Source organism: Acinetobacter sp. DL27 (assembly GCF_055810995.1).
The window spans coordinates 44,481-61,765 of the sequence record NZ_CM147947.1 but is presented as its reverse complement, the minus strand read 5'-3'; the positions used below and the strand labels follow the sequence as shown (position 1 = coordinate 61,765).

General features: G+C 43.8%; 11 protein-coding genes. 4 read left to right on the top strand and 7 right to left on the bottom strand.

Annotated elements, in window-relative coordinates; genetic code table 11:
• Positions 1-81: 81 nt before the first annotated feature.
• A complete protein-coding gene (locus tag AC0KVP_RS00215) occupies positions 82-987 on the top strand; it encodes a LysR family transcriptional regulator (protein WP_473338124.1) in 906 nt (301 codons plus the stop codon).
• Here AC0KVP_RS00215 and AC0KVP_RS00210 read toward each other — a convergent pair.
• From AC0KVP_RS00210 to ilvD (AC0KVP_RS00195), 4 genes are all read right to left on the bottom strand, one after another.
• Positions 984-1,721 carry a sulfite exporter TauE/SafE family protein gene (locus tag AC0KVP_RS00210; RefSeq protein ID WP_473338122.1) on the bottom strand — a complete coding sequence of 246 codons (738 nt, stop codon included), beginning with the start codon at positions 1,719-1,721 and terminating at the stop codon, positions 984-986. The two genes, AC0KVP_RS00215 and AC0KVP_RS00210, sit on opposite strands and share 4 nt — an antisense overlap.
• A gap of 161 nt (positions 1,722-1,882) precedes the next feature.
• Positions 1,883-3,985 (bottom strand): TonB-dependent siderophore receptor, encoded by a 2,103-nt coding sequence (locus tag AC0KVP_RS00205; RefSeq protein WP_473338120.1) that lies wholly within the window; start codon positions 3,983-3,985, stop codon positions 1,883-1,885.
• 205 nt (positions 3,986-4,190) lie between these two features.
• Positions 4,191-5,489, bottom strand: coding sequence for a hypothetical protein (locus tag AC0KVP_RS00200; protein WP_004978435.1), 1,299 nt, complete (start codon positions 5,487-5,489; stop codon positions 4,191-4,193).
• 71 nt (positions 5,490-5,560) lie between these two features.
• Entirely contained in the window at positions 5,561-7,246 is a 1,686-nt protein-coding gene (ilvD, locus tag AC0KVP_RS00195) for a dihydroxy-acid dehydratase (RefSeq protein ID WP_004691869.1), read from the bottom strand.
• Between the two features lie 388 nt (positions 7,247-7,634).
• Here ilvD (AC0KVP_RS00195) and AC0KVP_RS00190 point away from each other — a divergent pair.
• A protein-coding gene (locus AC0KVP_RS00190) for an IS3 family transposase (RefSeq protein WP_473338117.1) occupies positions 7,635-8,872 on the top strand; the annotation gives its coding sequence in 2 pieces (ribosomal slippage) (positions 7,635-7,971 and positions 7,971-8,872; 1,239 coding nt in all).
• A gap of 57 nt (positions 8,873-8,929) precedes the next feature.
• On the opposite strand, the gene ilvD (AC0KVP_RS00185) is transcribed toward AC0KVP_RS00190, so the two are convergent.
• A complete protein-coding gene (gene ilvD, locus AC0KVP_RS00185; RefSeq protein WP_473338115.1) occupies positions 8,930-10,759 on the bottom strand; it encodes a dihydroxy-acid dehydratase in 1,830 nt (609 codons plus the stop codon).
• Between the two features lie 470 nt (positions 10,760-11,229).
• On the opposite strand from ilvD (AC0KVP_RS00185), the gene fmt reads away from it, so the two are divergent.
• Together fmt and rsmB are read left to right on the top strand one after the other, a co-directional pair.
• A complete protein-coding gene (fmt, locus tag AC0KVP_RS00180) occupies positions 11,230-12,189 on the top strand; it encodes a methionyl-tRNA formyltransferase (RefSeq protein ID WP_473338113.1) in 960 nt (319 codons plus the stop codon).
• Positions 12,189-13,493: a 16S rRNA (cytosine(967)-C(5))-methyltransferase RsmB gene (gene rsmB, locus AC0KVP_RS00175; protein WP_004691874.1), complete on the top strand. Its 1,305-nt coding sequence runs from the start codon at positions 12,189-12,191 to the stop codon at positions 13,491-13,493. Before fmt ends, rsmB begins: the two co-directional genes overlap by 1 nt.
• 159 nt (positions 13,494-13,652) lie before the next feature.
• On the opposite strand, the gene AC0KVP_RS00170 is transcribed toward rsmB, so the two are convergent.
• Positions 13,653-16,604 (bottom strand): hypothetical protein, encoded by a 2,952-nt coding sequence (locus AC0KVP_RS00170; RefSeq protein ID WP_473338110.1) that lies wholly within the window; start codon positions 16,602-16,604, stop codon positions 13,653-13,655.
• Positions 16,601-17,284: a hypothetical protein gene (locus AC0KVP_RS00165; RefSeq protein WP_062032118.1), complete on the bottom strand. Its 684-nt coding sequence runs from the start codon at positions 17,282-17,284 to the stop codon at positions 16,601-16,603. Before AC0KVP_RS00165 ends, AC0KVP_RS00170 begins: the two co-directional genes overlap by 4 nt.
• Position 17,285: the final 1 nt, after the last annotated feature.

The window sequence follows — 17,285 nt, the reverse complement described above, 5'->3', positions numbered from 1 at the left end:
TGACTCCTATTACACCTAAAGGGATGTCTCAAAACGCAAAAAGGACTAAGATAAAGCAACATTTTCCGCTTTGACCCTGCCATGCGCCTTGATTTTTTTGATCTGCAATTGTTTATCAATATCCTGAGTACAGGCAGTCTGACCAAGGGTGCAGAACGCTCCGCCATTTCTTTACAGGCCGCCAGTGAGCGAATTAAAAAATTAGAACACCATTTTGAAGTCAGTTTATTTACCCGCCATGCAACTGGGGTAAAAGCGACCCTTGCTGGACAAACCTTTGCGGAACATGCGCAGCACTTACTGCAACAACAGCAGCAATTACAACAAGCCATGCTGCCCTTTGCTCACAGTGCAACGAGCAACATTATATTGTGGTGCAACTCATCGGCGCAGAGTGAGTACTTACCGCATTTATTGCCGCAGTATTTGATGGAAAATCCGAAGCTCCATATTGAATTAAAAGAAGCCGAAACCAATGACATCATTCAGGCCCTCAGTACAGGCACGGCGCAGTTAGGACTGATCTCTGGTTTTTTTGATGCGGGACAGCTTGAAACTCAAGAGTTTGCTGAAGACCCGTTGGTACTGATCTGCCCAAGCCAGCATCCACTTGCCACTGCGGCACAACTAGAACTGGGAGAATTACTGCAACATCCGTTTGTGGGCCTCATGCAATATCACTCCTTACAACAGTCAATAGAAGCGCAAGCCAAACGCTTAGGCTGTGACATCCACTATCGTCTACGGGTGCCGAACTTTGCCGCGATTGCCCAAGTCGTTGCCAATGGCGTCGGCATTGCGATTATTCCCAAACGGGCAGCCCTGCGTTTAAAAGCACAGTATGATTTTCAGCAAATTGAACTCTTAGGCAAATGGGCCAACCGCAAGTTGCTATTAGCAGCACGGTGTTTTGATCAGCTCCCCACAGATTATCAACGCTTTAGTCAATTCCTCTTGAGCCAACATGACCAACTCATTGCGCATTAAAGCCAGCCCAGTTGATGTAAAACCATATAACTGCCAAATAGCACTAGGCCCACAAAGAACACCTTACGAAAGGCTTGCTCAGGGATGTGGTAGCGAATTTTGGTGCCCAACCACATACCGAGCAATGCAGGCAGCAGTGCGATCAACGACAGCTGATAGTCAATTGGGGTGTCTTCAACAGGATTTAGATGTAAATACACGGCCAAACATAAAGTTGAAACGGTAAAGGCAAGGCCGAGCGATTGTACCAAATCATCCCGTTTCAAATGCAAGGACTGCAAATATGGCACCACGGGAATCACCACCACTCCAGTCGCCACCGTCAAAGCACCGCCCAAATAGCCCATGATCGGCGATAAATATTTTTCATACGGGGCTAAGTTGGGCATGTTTTTGGCAAACAAACCATATAAACCATAAATGGCCAGCATCCCGCCCAACAGTGCTTCACTTTGAAATTCGCCATGTCCGAGCGTAGGAAAAACACTCCAAACTGAACCAATGATCATGCCCACCAGCAACGGCCAAAAGCGCTGTACCAGTCGCAGTACGCGCCCTTCTGCAAACAATTGCCAGAAGTTCGTGACCATGGAAGGGATAATCAGCAAAGTTGCCGCTTGAAATGGGCTAATCACCAAAGATAAAAGTCCCATCGACACGGCGGGCAAACCCAGACCAATGGTACCCTTAATCATGCCTGCGACAGTAAAAACAAAAATAACAAAAGCAAGCATGACGCTTCTCTCTAAACACTTAGCGCCATGCTATAAAATTTAAATCTGGGCTCATATCACTGTTTTTAGAAGTAAGCCTCAACCAAAGATTGAGGCTTACTGGGAAGAATGGACTGGACTCAACTGTTATTGAATCCAGATGTGATGCAGTGCGATTCTGCTTAGTATTTGAAATTTAGGCTGAAGCGGAAAGTACGTGGATCGCCCCAGCTCACCAATTGTGCATTTGGCGTGGTTCCGACTAAATACTCTTTATCAAACAGGTTTTTTACGCTGAATTTTGCGCCCCAATTTTTCGCTTCATAGCCAGCACTGACGTCGTACAGCGTATAGCTCGATAGTGGCACATAAGAAGTTCCACGTTGTGCTGTACGCTCGCCTTGATAATTCGCACTGGCACCAATATTCCAGCCCAGTTGCTCATCCGCAAAGAAGTATTGGGTTGATAAAGAGGCTGCATTTTTAGGCACATGGTTAATTCGTTTGCCGATATCACTGGTGGTGGTACTTTCTGTCGTTTCCGCGGTAGGAATATAACTATAGGTTGCGGTCAAGTTCCATTGATCCGTCAATGCAGCGGATAACTCAGTCTCAAAACCTTTGGTTTTTTGTTCACCGATTTGCACAGAATAACCGAGGGTAGAATCCGACTCAGTCACGTTCTGACGGGTTAAATCATAATAAGCCACATAGCCTTGCAACCGTTGATTCAGCCCTTGGAACTTAACCCCAACCTCAAACTGCTCTCCCTCTTCAGGGTCCAACAGTGTTCCGCCAGCGCCAGTGTCGCTCACAGGAAAGAATGAGGTTGCATAACTCACATAGGGAGCAAACTTATCATTGATTTGATACATCAAGGATGCATTACCCGTGAAAGCATTGTCCGAGTTTTTCAGCGTCGTATCATTGAAAAGGTCATCGACTTCGACCTGTGTCCAGTCATGACGACCCGATAAGCCCAAGATCCAATGATCATCAATTTTAAAATTATTACGCAGATATACGCCCATATATTGGGTATCTGTAATTTGATGCGATTTGGTCGTGGTCGCCTTTGCGATAGGGGTATAGATCGGATTATTGGCATTAAAGGATGACAAGCTGTTACTACGGCGCTCATAGTCACTGCGTTCATGCATCATGTCCAAACCAACCATCAAATCATATTGGGTTTTGCCCCAATCAAAATGACGCGACAAATTATGATCCAGCGCAAAATTCACATCATCTTTAATCTGTCTTTCCACCGTCCGTTTGATGGTCGGTAAAGTGTTATTACTCCCCGCCAATACCGGATTGTTATCTGCATCGGTTTTGGTGACCGCAAAGTTTTGTTTAAAGGTCCAGCCATTATCAAAATAATGCGCATAGTTCGACCCTAAGCGCAGAACATCGACCGTATTGCTTAGATTCGGCGTGCCAAAAAATAAGGTCTGTGAATAGTTTTTATAAGCGCCATTACTATAGGGAATCCCCTGCTGGCGAATAAAATCCCGATGCTGATAGCTGGCAATCACAGACAGTTCGTCTTTTTCACCTAAGTCAAAATTATAAGACGGTGCAATATAATAATTTTTATAATAAACATAATCGGTTGGATCATCTTGGTCAGAGGCATGACCCACCACACGAAACGCCCCTTTTTCGCTGTCATTTGGTGCATAGTTAATGTCAAATGTTCCATCAATCAAAGCATTACTACCATAGCTTACACTGCCACGATAAGAAGTCTTTGCCTCAGGACGTTTGGTGGTTAAGTTAACTAAGCCGCCCGGCAAGGCAAAGCCAAAACCCGTCGATGTCGGCCCTTTGACAACCTCAATAGACCGTAAACCACTGATGTCTTCTGAACGTAGGGCATTATCAGAAGTTTGAATACGCAAGCCATCGACATAGGTCTGTGCGCTGGAAACCTGCCCACGAATAATAAAGTCATCCCAACCACGGCGACCATACTGTCCTGCGGTGACCCCCGCTACACCCTGCAAGGCTTCAGACAGTGTTTTCGCTTGTTTCTGTTCGAGTTGTTTTTCACTAATCACGCTGATCGATTGCGCAGTTTCAAACAGCGGTGCATCTGAACGCAAAACAGCTGATGCAGTTTTTGCTGCATATGCCGCTTTGTCATCTGCATCTTGGGCTTCAAATTGCAAAGTCGGTAAAACTTGGGATGATGCTGTTTCCAGTGTCTCGCCCTGAGCAAACGCTGCTGTAGTCATCACGGCCAGAATGGATAAGCTCAAAGAAGAAATATGAAAATGCATAACATCAATCAACAGACAGAAAGAATGCCAATTATAATCATTTTCATTTGTAAGCCTATTTATTAATAAAATTTAACAATGAATTTAATTGTTAAACCTCATTAACATTATTAATAAGCACTTTAATAACTCAGCCTAAAAACACCATCGGCTTTAGGTTTCATGTGTTATTGGACTGTTTTGTTCAATAAGAGGTATACAAAACTCAGCCTTCGCTTTCATCCACAGGGTCGGTTTTATATTGATCTTCCAGCACATTACTGAAAATACTTTCAATCATCCAGACGCGATACAGACTATTAAAGACATAGCTCTGCCCATCCACACGCAGTTCAATCACAGGGAAGTCAGGCTGGGACTTCATTTCACAGAGCATGTCATTTTCTTGAAGCTTGGCCTCTACATCTTCGGTGATCAATGCTGCAATTTCCAATTCTTGCATCAGTTGATCAAAATGCGATTTAAAGGATAAATCTTTGCCTTGGGTCCAAACGGCTTTCAAAATCCGATACATGGCATCAACGCGCTGCTCTTCAGGCACGCTATAAAATAACTGTGCCATCGCCAAAGTGGCTGCTTGCGTCGGACGGCAAAACGGTGTGAATTTGATTTCTGTCCGTTTGGATAAACGCGTTGCCAAACTCCAATCAAACCCATCTCGACCGTGATAACTGAGCGGGTAGACATTGAGCTGAATATTATAATAATCGGCCAGTTCTTCTTTAATATAAGCCAATAACAACCATGAAATTGGATCTTCTAGCGCAACATATAGGTCTAACTCTGGATCGAGTGCCTGAATTTCATTTAACTCTTCAGCATCACTAATCAAATGCTCACGCCAATCAATATGATTGATCAAGAAAATTGGGTTATCGGTAAATAATTTTTGTTGTTTTAACCGGCGCGTTAAACGCAGCAGATCATCGACGGCATGATACTGACGGTCACCGAGCTGGAAGTAACTGGCCAGTACCGCATCATCATTAAAAATACGTTCTGGAAAATGTTGCTCTTGATGATGACGGCTGGCCATCGCATATAAGGTGCGCAGCTTACCTTCTTGTTTTTGCCACAGCATGTGAAACACATCTTCAAGCAAATACAAAAAGTCCTGCCCACGCAGCGGCGTATGCCGCAAGATAGTTTCCGCTTGGCTCAGCGCCTCTGGACTGGGTTGTTCTGGCGTTTCATGAAAGCTAAAACGGTGCTGACGCGACAGAATTTTGGCATCATTTAAACAATAAGTTTGCCACTCCAAAGCCGACATTTGATTCGGCGGTTCAGCAGCTTGACTTGAAATGACCACCTTCAATGGTTTCAGTTCGTCCGCTAAAATTTCTTCAATTTGTGGTAACTGCTGAACCGCTAAATAGCTATATACATCGTCGAGGCGTAAATGAATACTCAAGCCTTGTTCAGTAGATACGACCGTTTGACGAATCGGTTTTTGGTAAAACCAACGCGATCGAATCGGATCGAACCATCGACGCAACAGTGACATGAGCAAAGCCTCTAAATTAAACCCTTGAAAGTACTACAAGGGTTTATATCAATTCACAGCAAAATGATCAATTAGACATCTAAATTTAGATCAGTTACCGCGCCTTTTTCCGCACCAGTGGTCAGTTTTGCAAACTTGGCCAAAGCCCCATAACGATAATTCGGTTGCGGTTTCACCCACGCGGCTTGACGCGCTGCGATCTCTTCTGCCGAAACATGCCACGTCATTTCGCGGGTTTCTGCATTAATCGAGATTTTATCGCCATTTTGCACTAAACCAATTGGCCCACCTTCATAGGCTTCTGGGGTGACATGACCAATGACAAAACCATGACTACCTCCTGAGAAACGACCATCGGTGATCAGTGCCACTGATTTACCGAGACCTTTACCAATAATCGCTGAGGTCGGTTTCAGCATTTCTGGCATGCCCGGTCCACCTTTAGGCCCTTCACCACGAATCACCACCACCTCACCCGCTTGAACTTCACCATCTAAAATGCCACGCATTGCGCCAATTTCACCTTCAAAGACACGTGCTGGCCCTTCGAAATACAAACCTTCTTTGCCGGTAATTTTAGCCACAGCACCTGTTGGAGACAGGTTACCTTTAAGCACCACCAAGTGAGAGTCTTTTTTAATTGGCGCGTCGAACGGTAAAATAATCTGTTGACCCTCTGGATAGTCTTCAACCTCAGCCAAATTTTCCGCCAAGGTCTTTCCTGTTACGGTTAAACATGAACCATCGAGCATGCCAGCATCCAACATGCGCTTCATCAACGGTTGAATGCCCCCAATCGCGATCAACTCAGACATCAAATATTTGCCAGATGGACGCACATCTGCCACCACGGGAATATCTTGCCCAATACGGACAAAATCATCCAAACTCAGTTCAACCCCAGCAGTATGTGCCATTGCCAGTAAGTGCAGCACGCCATTGGTTGAACCACCCAAGGCAATCAGCACTTTAATTGAGTTTTCAAATGCGGCTTTGGTCATAATGTCGCGTGGCTTCAGGTCTAAACGCAGCAAATTCATCACCGCTTCACCTGCTTTTTGACAGTCGATCCGCTTGTCATCCGAAACCGCCTCTTGTGCAGAGGAGCCCGGCAAACTCATGCCCAAGGCTTCAATCGCAGAAGCCATCGAGTTTGCAGTGTACATACCGCCACATGAACCCGGCCCTGGCAGCGCCACTTCTTCAATCTGTTTAACTTGAATGGCACTGATTTCACCTTTGGCGTGCTGACCCACTGCTTCAAAGACAGAAATCATGTCAGTATGCCCTGCGCCCGGCTTGATTGTCCCACCATAAACAAACAAACCCGGACGGTTTAAACGGGCTAAGCCCATGATACAACCCGGCATATTTTTGTCACAACCACCAATGGCAATCACCCCATCATAGGCCTGACAACCCACCACGGCTTCTATCGAGTCTGCAATAATTTCACGGCTCAGCAATGAATACTTCATGCCTTCGGTGCCATTAGAAATACCATCTGAAATCGTGATGGTATTAAAAATAATGCCTTTGCCGCCAGCTTGATTGACTCCTTTTTCGGCCTCACGTGCCAAACCATCAATGTGCATATTACACGGCGTGACATTGGCCCACGTAGACGCAATACCGACAAAGGGACGGGTAAAGTCGGAATCTTTAAAGCCTGTTGCACGCATCATGGAACGTGCAGGCGCATTTTCAATACCCTCATAAACAGGGGCTGAATGTTCACGAATATTGTCTTTACTCATTGTCTTTGTCCTTAGCGATGGCTGCGTATTGCTCTACAGTCTTGGCAATTTTTTCAGTTTTTATTGTATAGAAAGCAGGCTACACATGAAAGCGACTCGCTAGGTATTACATGAACCCATTTATTGTTGTTTTATCCAAATCAGGTCACATGATGAAGCGACATGGATGTCGCTGTTTCACTGTATGGCAGGGAAACAAAGGTGTTTTGTTACTTTTGTGCCGTCAAAAGTAAAACCTCGTCTACGCAATAAAAGTGCAAATCGTACTGTAAAATGCGACTGTGCTATTTTCATCAATCAATAAAAAAGCACCCCAAATGGAGTGCTCTTTTTAATCATTCAAATGTCCCGTCCTGAAATAAGTTTACACCTTTAAGAGGCTTATTTTATGGAACATGAACGAGAACAAAGAGTTAAGCGTACACAACGTGATTATAGCTTTGCCTTTAAAATGATGGTTGTACATGAAGTAGAAAAAGGGCAAATTACTTATAAACAAGCTCAGGTAAAATATGGTATTCAAGGAAGATCAACTGTGCTGGTATGGTTACGCAAGCACGGACAACAGGACTGGACTTCGAATATGCCGACTTCTTCTAAACGCCAATTAACACCCCAACAACGAATCCGCCAATTAGAAAAGCAGTTAGCCGCAGAAAAGCTTAAAACTGAATTTATTCAGGATGTGATTTATCACATTGATAAAGAATGTGGGACTGATCTTGGAAAAAAGTATACCGAGCACGTTTCAAAGATTGGCAAAGCCAAAGAGGACTAAGCGTTTCACGTTATTGTCAGTGGTTGGGAATCACCCGACAAGCTTATTATCAAGCAGAAAAACGTGCTCAAATGACTGCACAAACAACTGAACAAATACTTGAGTTGGTTATGGAATATCGTTGTCTCATGCCAAGTATCGGAACACGTAAGTTGTATTGGCTTATTAAAGGCAAATTGTTGCAGCGTGGTTTAAAGTGTGGACGGGATCAGTTATTTAAAATATTGAAAGAGCATAATTTATTGATTCGCCCCAAGCGTCGCTATACAAAAACTACGGATAGCAAGCATTGGATGAAGAAGCATCCAAATTTATTAAAGGATTATTCAGCAGTGCAAGCCAACGAAGTCTTTGTTAGTGATATTACTTATGTTGAGAGTGCTGAAGGCGTACATTATTTATCATTGGTGACAGATGCTTATACCCGTCAGATTAAAGGTTATAAGTTATCGAATGATATGCGTGCGGAGAATGTTATGCAGGCTCTACATATGGCGATGCAGCATGTGACGGATCGAGCGACTAGGATGATTCATCATTCAGACAGAGGCTCTCAGTATTGCTCTGAGCTATATCAATCGGCATTGCGCCATTATGGGATATGTCCTTCCATGACAGATGGCGCACTTGCGAAACAGTGTTTCTCATATCAAAATGCATTAGCAGAGCGGATTAATGGAATATTAAAGCAGGAGTTTTTAACTACACGATGTCAAACCATGAAGGAGTTAGATCACTTAATTACGGAATCTATCATGATTTATAATTACTATAGACCACATTTAAGTTTAAATATGAACACCCCGAATCAGATGTATGAGCAAACTAAAACCGAGCTAATTGCTTAACTCGGTTTGAAGTGGAATACTGTCAATCTATTTCAGGACAAGACAAAAGACTAGCGATTAAATTTCACGTACTGCACCTTTAGACGCACTCGTGGTATGCATCGCATAGGCTTTTAAGGCTTTAGAGACTTTACGTGGGCGCTGTTCAGCAGGTTGCCAACCTTTAGCTTCTTGCACTTCACGGCGCGCAGCCATGGTTGCCTCATCCACCGCTAAGTGAATGGTGCGGTTTGGAATATCAATTTCGATACGGTCACCGTCTTCAACCAAGCCAATCGCACCACCTTCAGCTGCTTCAGGAGACACGTGACCAATAGACAGACCAGATGAACCACCTGAGAAACGACCATCGGTGAGTAAAGCGCAATCTTTACCCAAACCTTTCGATTTTAAGTAACTGGTTGGATACAACATTTCCTGCATACCCGGACCACCGCGTGGACCTTCGTAACGAATCACAACCACATCACCAGCCATGATTTTACCACCTAAAATCGCCTCTACCGCAGCATCTTGGCTTTCAAAAACACGGGCTGTACCGTTGAATTTCAAGATGGAGTCATCCACACCAGCAGTTTTTACAATACAGCCTTCAAGTGCGATGTTGCCGTACAGAACAGCCAAACCACCATCTTGAGAAAAAGCATGTTCAACATTACGAATGACGCCATTGTCTCGGTCACCATCTAAACGAGAGTAGTAACGGTCTTGTGAAAATGCCGTTTGCGTCGGTACACCACCCGGTGCTGAGCGGAAGAATTGATACACTTCTTCATCTTCAGTACGGATAATGTCCCACTTATCCAAGGCATCTTTTAGCGTTTTTTCATGAACGGTCGGTACAGAAGTATCCAACAAACCTGCACGGTCTAATTCACCCAAGATCGACATGATGCCACCTGCACGGTGTACATCTTCCATGTGCACATCTTGTTTGGCAGGAGCCACTTTACACAGTACAGGGACTTTACGTGACAAACGGTCAATATCCGTCATGGTAAAATCAACTTCTGCTTCATTTGCTGCCGCCAATAAGTGAAGAACGGTATTGGTTGAACCACCCATTGAAATATCCAGCGTCATAGCATTTTCAAAGGCTGCTTTGGTGGCAATTGAACGTGGCAACAAGCTGTAATCGTTTTGTTCATAATGACGTTTGGTAATTTCAACGATCAACTGACCTGCTTTTTCGAATAATTTTTTACGATTCGCATGGGTCGCTAAGGTTGAACCATTGCCCGGAAGCGATAGTCCCAAAGCTTCGGTTAAACAGTTCATTGAGTTTGCAGTAAACATGCCTGAACATGAACCACAGGTTGGACAAGCTGAACGTTCGTATTCAGCCACTTCTTCATCAGTGAAACTGTCATCTGCTGCGACGATCATGGCATCGACAAGGTCAATCGCATGTTCATTGCCACGGATTTTCACTTTACCCGCTTCCATCGGCCCACCAGAGACAAACACCACAGGAATGTTCAGACGCATAGACGCCATCAACATGCCCGGGGTAATTTTGTCACAGTTCGAAATACACACCATCGCATCAGCACAGTGTGCATTGACCATGTATTCCACTGAGTCTGCGATGAGGTCACGTGAAGGCAATGAATACAGCATGCCATCGTGGCCCATCGCAATACCATCATCGACCGCAATGGTATTAAACTCTTTGGCTACGCCGCCTGCTGCCTCAATTTGATGTGCCACAAGTTGACCTAAGTCTTTTAAATGAACGTGACCCGGTACAAATTGAGTGAATGAGTTGACTACCGCAATAATCGGCTTACCAAAGTCTTCATCTTTCATCCCCGTAGCGCGCCATAAGCCACGCGCACCCGCCATGTTTCTTCCGTGTGTTGATGTTTTTGAACGATAGTCAGGCATTGTACTTTTCCAACATAGTTGTGCTTGAGATGAATGTCCACATTCACTCTGGCTAAAATCTGAGTTCTGAGAGTGTCAAACTGTCAAAAATTTAAACATAGCATATTCGCATTCTGCGTAAATCTCGTTTTTAGGCATCTCAACCTAAATTATCGAAGGCAGTAAGTTTGCGTGCTACATTTTAACCGATGAGCTGACATTCAATTGCATATAGAAACTACTATAACGCGTTCAATCGCCCTGCAATACAAAACTTCTATGAATAATTTTTAAATTTTGCATGAGTTTTATTTATATGAAATACAAATTTTGAGCGATACGCTATCAAGGGCCCTTTCTCTATTTTTTGAATAAAACTCTCGCACATCATCTAGTTAGAACTACTCTATCAGCTTTTTATGCAGGATAAATCTGTAGCTGCTCGAGTTTTGCTATAATTGTTTTAATCTTATCCTTTTTCCGAGTATTTCTTGAAAATCATCTTTGCAGGCACGCCCGAATTTGCGGCTGTGGCATTAGACGCTCTCCTAAAAACAGAACACGAAATTGTAGCCGTCTATACGCAACCTGACCGTAAAGCAGGTCGTGGGCAGAAACTTACCGCCTCAGCCGTGAAGCAGTTGGCTTTAGCACATGATATTCCTGTCTATCAACCACTGCATTTTAAGTCTTCCACCGAAGAAGGTCTGTCTGCTCAAGCTGAACTTAAGGCCTTAAATGCAGATGTGATGGTGGTGGCGGCTTATGGCCTGATCTTGCCGCAAGTGGTTTTGGATACGCCTAAATATGGCTGTTTGAACATTCACGGTTCACTGTTGCCACGCTGGCGAGGTGCAGCGCCTATTCAACGCGCAATTTCTACTGGAGATACCGAAACTGGGGTCACCATTATGAAAATGGCCGCAGGTTTGGATACGGGCGATATGATGTATAAAACCTACTGTCCGATTGAAGCTACCGATACCTCTGCAAGCTTGCATGATAAATTGGCACAACAAGGGGCCGAAGCGACGGTCAAAGTTTTAGCATCAGAAAGCATATTACAGCACTATTTAGACAACCGCGAAGTGCAAGATGAAGCTCTGACAGTCTATGCACACAAACTCTCTAAGGCTGAAGCGCAAATTGATTGGACTTCAACAGCGGTGCAAATCGACCGTAATATTCGTGCATTTAACCCATGGCCTGTCGCATTTATCGCACTGGATGAAAGCAATAATCTGCGCGTTTGGGGTTCGATGTTGTCTCAAGAAAATGCCCAAGCTCAAGCTGCAGGGACCATTTTAGCCATCGATAAACAAGGTGTTCATGTGGCTTGTGGCGATGAGCAAGCCGTGTGTTTAAGCTCTCTGCAATGGCCGGGGGGTAAACCCCTAAATGCCGTACAAATTTTACAAACCCAAAAACTGAATATTGGACAAATTTTATAATGAAACAATCTCCCCACGCCTCAGGTAAGACTCTAAACTTACGTGCTCAGGTTGTTAAAACGTTATTGGCTGTCCAAAATGGTCAATCACTGGCATCGGTGCTTCAGCAACACATGGCGATTGTGTCTGACAAAGACCGTGCCTTGTACCATGAGTTAGTTCTTGGTTGTTTACGCCAATGGCATGCGCTTAAACAAGTGACTTTACCGTTGTTGACTAAGCCACTGGAAAACCAAGTCGTTGAAACCTGTTTATATGTGGGTTTATACCAATTGCTGTGTACCCGCGTTGCAGCGCATGCCGCGATTTCTGAAACGGTAGAAGCAGCCAAACAATTGGGGATGGAAAGCTTAAGTGGTGTGGTGAATGCTATTTTGCGCCGTGCAACACGTGAAACGGAACAGTTCTACGATGTTCTAGAACAAGCCTCAAATTTGCCAAGTTGGTTATCCAAACGTTTGAAAAAGGACTGGGGCGAGCAACTGGCTGAAATCAGCTATGAGCTGAAACAAGTTGCACCCTTAACCTTAAGAGTGAACACCTTACAAGTCAGCCGTGACGAATATCTTGAAATTTTAGAAGATGAAGGCATTGAAGCACACGCCTGTGAACTTTCGAATGTCGGTATTGTGTTGGATGACAGTCTGCATATCCCAAGCCTACCGGGTTTTGAAGTAGGTGGTTTTTCAGTACAAGATGAACATGCGCAACTTTGTGCAACCTTGTTGCCAGACTTAAATGGCAAATTTGTAATTGATGCCTGTGCAGCACCTGGCGGCAAGACAGCGCATATTTTAGAGATGTATCAGCCGAAAAAACTGATTGCACTCGACCAAGATGAAAAGCGCTTAAAACGTGTCTCTGAAAACTTAGAGCGTTTGGCTTTAAATGAAAAGTATGTCGACATTATCACTGCCGATGCAGTGAAATGGACATCGCCTGAACTGGCGGATTGTATCGTTCTCGATGCACCCTGTTCTGCCATTGGAGTAATCCGTCGCCATCCCGATATTCGTTTACTGCGTCAATCGGGCGATATTGCTAAAACGGTACAGCTGCAAAAGCAAATTCTTGAAAATATGTGGCAACAACTCAAAGTCGGCGGCACATTGCTATACATCACCTGCTCGATTTTGAAAGCTGAAAATGAACAGCAAATGGTCGACTTCTTTGCTGAACATACGGATGCGAAAGAAATTAAAATTGATGCCGATTGGGGTGTTGAGCAGATTCATGGTCGCCAACTACTCCCACAAGTAGGGCGTGGCGATGGTTTTTATTATTGTCGCATTGAAAAGATTTAAAAATAAAAGGAGCTGAAAGGCTCCTTTTTTCATGGATGGAGATTAGCAAATAAATCTTGATGGTCCCTGTTATCAAACCCCAAAATTAAACATTCATAAAAAAACCGAGTGAATTTTACTCGGTTTTTTTATTTAAAATTGAGGTTGGATTACAAGACCCTATGGCTGTAAACGAATTCCAAAATACAGACTCTTTTGCTGATTCGGTAATAGCTCGGTAAAAATGGTTGAGACACTTTTACCTTGAGGGGTAACTTTTTCCCCAGACTCTTTCATAGGGAGGATATTATTCGAATTCCAAGGGGTAGTGTACGCCGGGTACATATCGCTAACTTCAACATTGGTTAAAGGATACTCCCCCATATTTTTCACCATAATGCGGTAAACAATACAATCATTACGACCAATTTGCGTGCTTCCGATTTGATACGCTGCATTCACCACTTGTAAAGCAGACATATCCGTACATCCCGGCTGTTTGAACTGCGTTTTATGTAAGGTGATTTGATTAATGCCAATCGTGACCAAATCTTTGTTTGAGATTGGGCTTAAACTCAAGCTTTGATTGGTATTGTCTGGTGTCGCAATCAACTCGACTTGGCTGGTCATACCATTCACAGCACTGGTCGGTGCTTCCACTTTGACCAAAATTGCTTTTTGTTCACCCGCTTGTAACTGATAACGATCCGAATCTTTCACCATCACATCCCCCCCATCTAAAAGACCATCACCATTTTGGTCAATAAATAAAGTGTATAAAAATCCATCATTCGGTTTTAGCAGATTAACACTGAGCTTAATGCCACTTTCAGTCACACGGCCCTGATTGGTTAAGCGATGTGCAAAGACAAAAGTTCCGCCTGTCCGGATCTGTGCTTGCTGATCATTCACTAAAATTAATTGACGTTGTTGCGCCTGCAGTGAACTGACCGCATCTAAAATGACATCACCAAAACCCGTTTGTACCGATTCAATGGCAAACCAAATGTTGGTGCTAGTACTTGCTGAAGGTAATACGCTTACCACAGCACAAACCTGAGCTGTAGTTTTGGCTGAAATATTAAGTTGGCTAATACTCTGCCCTGTCATTCCAGCTTTGCATTGCTCAGTGGTCAATGGATAAAACTCAACTCTAAGCCCGGAGGTAAAAGGGTTAATGCCACTTTGTACTAAAGTTGAATAATCGGTGTTATTTAATGTCGGCTCAACGGATGTTCTAGATGCATATAACTTATAGTCTTGTGCAAAAGCACTGTCATTTTGAAGATTTAAAGGAAAATAAACTTTCGCCGTGCTGTCTGCTGACTTGATGAGTAAAGCAGCACCTGTTCGTCCACCTTGCGCAATATTAAAAATGCCTACGCCTGTTTCTGTCGTAGGCGCATTCGCTTTGTTATTGGACAAATCACTCTTGCCGATAATCGGCTTTTGAACTGTCGAGATATTATTGCTTGGCTCAAAGTCAGACATCACTGTGGTTTCAATGGTGGCTGTATTTACCGTCTGCCCATTGGTTGATGTGTCCGTATCTGTCACCTGTAGGTTCTTAATGGTGAATCGATACTTGGCCTTAGCTGGAATATCACCAAGGCTCAGCCCCGTACCCGCAGTATTGGAGAAGAGTGCTGTGAGTGCGTTGGCATCCGTCCACTGCGTTGGACATGCTTTACTGGTCCCATCTGTTAAGTCTTCACACATCAAAGTGGTCTGATTACTGCCAGTGGTTGTTATACGTTGTAAATTTTTAAAACTATCGCGTAACAACACACTATCGGCTTGAACGGTAGTTTTATTTTCAACATCTAACGTATAAGAAACCAAACGATCTTTAATGGTCTGTGAATCGCTGGTCAGCGCTTTCACCACCGAAAGGTCAACGTCATCTTCTTGAATGTTTAAGTCAAATTTGACATCTGCCTGACTATTGCCACAAGAGCTCAAAGATGTGGCTATGGCTTTACTCGTAGGATCCAGAGCAAAAGAAAAAGGAACCGTGATATCAGCATTGACGGTGGTATTGCCTAAAATACCAATCACCAAACCGTTGACTTGTACGCCTTTGGTATAGTCCAAAGCACTATTGTAAACAGGCGTATAGTTAAAGGTAATGGAGGTGTTTTGGTTAGATTTACTTAAACCATCTGTACTGCCAAGCTCAACTAAAGCCGTCCCATCCTGTTTGTATAATTTATAATTAACGCCATAAACCGCTTTAACACCACTATAGTTAGGAGGATAGTCAACTTTAAAGTTCAGTGTAGGCATATCATCTTGGCTTAAGATTTGCCCGACAATATTAAAAGGCACAGCTTGTGTTTTTCCTGAAGTATTATCATTTCCTTCATAATATTTATTCGAGCTTGCACTGAACTCAACTGCAGGTTTTAAACCAATTTTAATCTCATCTAAGAAATTACCTTCAGTTGAACCATTCGTTGCCTCAAAAATAAAAGAATACACACCACCTGTCGTAGGAATTCCCCCTCGTACTGTTTCTGCTGTATTCCCGACACTGACACTCTTCCAGCGTGTACTCATTGTTGTTTGCGAGCTAGTTCGGGTAACAGTATCGGAAACAATCGTCTGAAGGCTACTAATTGAACTTCCAGTAATTGTACCAATATGAAATTTCAACGACTCTGCAGTATTTAAATTTCGACCAGCATGTTTAAATGACCAAGTAAATTGTTCTCCACCAAATAAACAAACATTTTGGTAGAGAGCAGAGATTGCATCAGCATTTAATTCAGCATATTGGTCATTAGAAGTATTAGGAAGTGCTGCTGCACCTGCCGCTCTCCATATTTCAATTAATCGACCAGCTTGATTCCATGTCCCCGCAGCTCTTATAGGGTGTGTCGTTCTCCAACCAGGAACTTCGGCCTCAGTTAAGAATACATTTGTTTGTGAAGTGTTTGTATTTCCAGCCAGTTTTGCTCCTGATGAAGAATACCCTCTGATATCAGGCTGACTAAAGTTAAGGTTTACAAAGCTTCGTTGAATTGAAACCTCTCCAGATGAGGCAGCAACATCAGCTGCAGCTACGGTTTTCAAAGTAGAAGTCACACATAGTGAAGCAAGCAAAACACGAGTGAAATAATGCTTTTTCATTTTTGATTTCCTTCACTGCTGCGGCTACTCGGAACTTGAATTTGAGCGGTATTTAAAAGTGGCCAATATTGTGCATTTACGCCCTGACAGCCGTGTCCATTCAGTTGCACCAAGGTGGGTAGGTCAAACGCATCAGAGGTCATCACCACATAAGGCAACTGCTGTTGGACTTGAAAAATCGTACGCTCCGCTGCTTGAAAGTGCTCGCGAGCATGACGCCAACCCAGTTCACAGTATTCAACTGCTGCCCACACGAGAGTAACCTCGGCTTGCGCCAAACGCTCTGGGGCAACAAGGATCGCACCCTGCCTCTTTAGATACTCTAGCTGAACCCAAAGATCACGACGCATGACCTGTGCCATACTTAAAACAGGGGTGGTGAGAGATAATTGAGTAGGCTGATTGAATCCATCCACTAAAATTTGAGCCTGCTGAAGTGCTTCCTGCCCTGCACTGCTTAGTCCTTGTACTGAAATTTCACTCTTCGCATAGCTCAACCACATTTTGGCTTTATAGGCATGATAGCGAAGTAATGGATCTGTCCCATGCAACTCAGCCTCGACCTGCTGAGCCAATTGTTGAACATGTGGGACTGAGTTGATTGATTGTTCTGCCATCGCACTCGATAGGCCATTGAACATGAACAAACCAACGACGATACCCTTCAAGGTCTTTGGCATC

What these genes read in the sequence shown, in the direction of transcription:
- AC0KVP_RS00205 (WP_473338120.1), bottom strand. Translation starts at nt 3,985, where the DNA reads ATGCATTTTCATATTTCTTCTTTGAGCTTATCCATTCTGGCCGTGATG.
- AC0KVP_RS00200 (WP_004978435.1), bottom strand. Translation starts at nt 5,489, where the DNA reads ATGTCACTGTTGCGTCGATGGTTCGATCCGATTCGATCGCGTTGGTTT.
- rsmB (WP_004691874.1), top strand. Translation starts at nt 12,189, where the DNA reads ATGAAACAATCTCCCCACGCCTCAGGTAAGACTCTAAACTTACGTGCT.
- AC0KVP_RS00165 (WP_062032118.1), bottom strand. Translation starts at nt 17,284, where the DNA reads ATGCCAAAGACCTTGAAGGGTATCGTCGTTGGTTTGTTCATGTTCAAT.
- AC0KVP_RS00170 (WP_473338110.1), bottom strand. Translation starts at nt 16,604, where the DNA reads ATGAAAAAGCATTATTTCACTCGTGTTTTGCTTGCTTCACTATGTGTG.
- AC0KVP_RS00210 (WP_473338122.1), bottom strand. Translation starts at nt 1,721, where the DNA reads ATGCTTGCTTTTGTTATTTTTGTTTTTACTGTCGCAGGCATGATTAAG.
- AC0KVP_RS00215 (WP_473338124.1), top strand. Translation starts at nt 82, where the DNA reads ATGCGCCTTGATTTTTTTGATCTGCAATTGTTTATCAATATCCTGAGT.
- ilvD (WP_473338115.1), bottom strand. Translation starts at nt 10,759, where the DNA reads ATGCCTGACTATCGTTCAAAAACATCAACACACGGAAGAAACATGGCG.
- ilvD (WP_004691869.1), bottom strand. Translation starts at nt 7,246, where the DNA reads ATGAGTAAAGACAATATTCGTGAACATTCAGCCCCTGTTTATGAGGGT.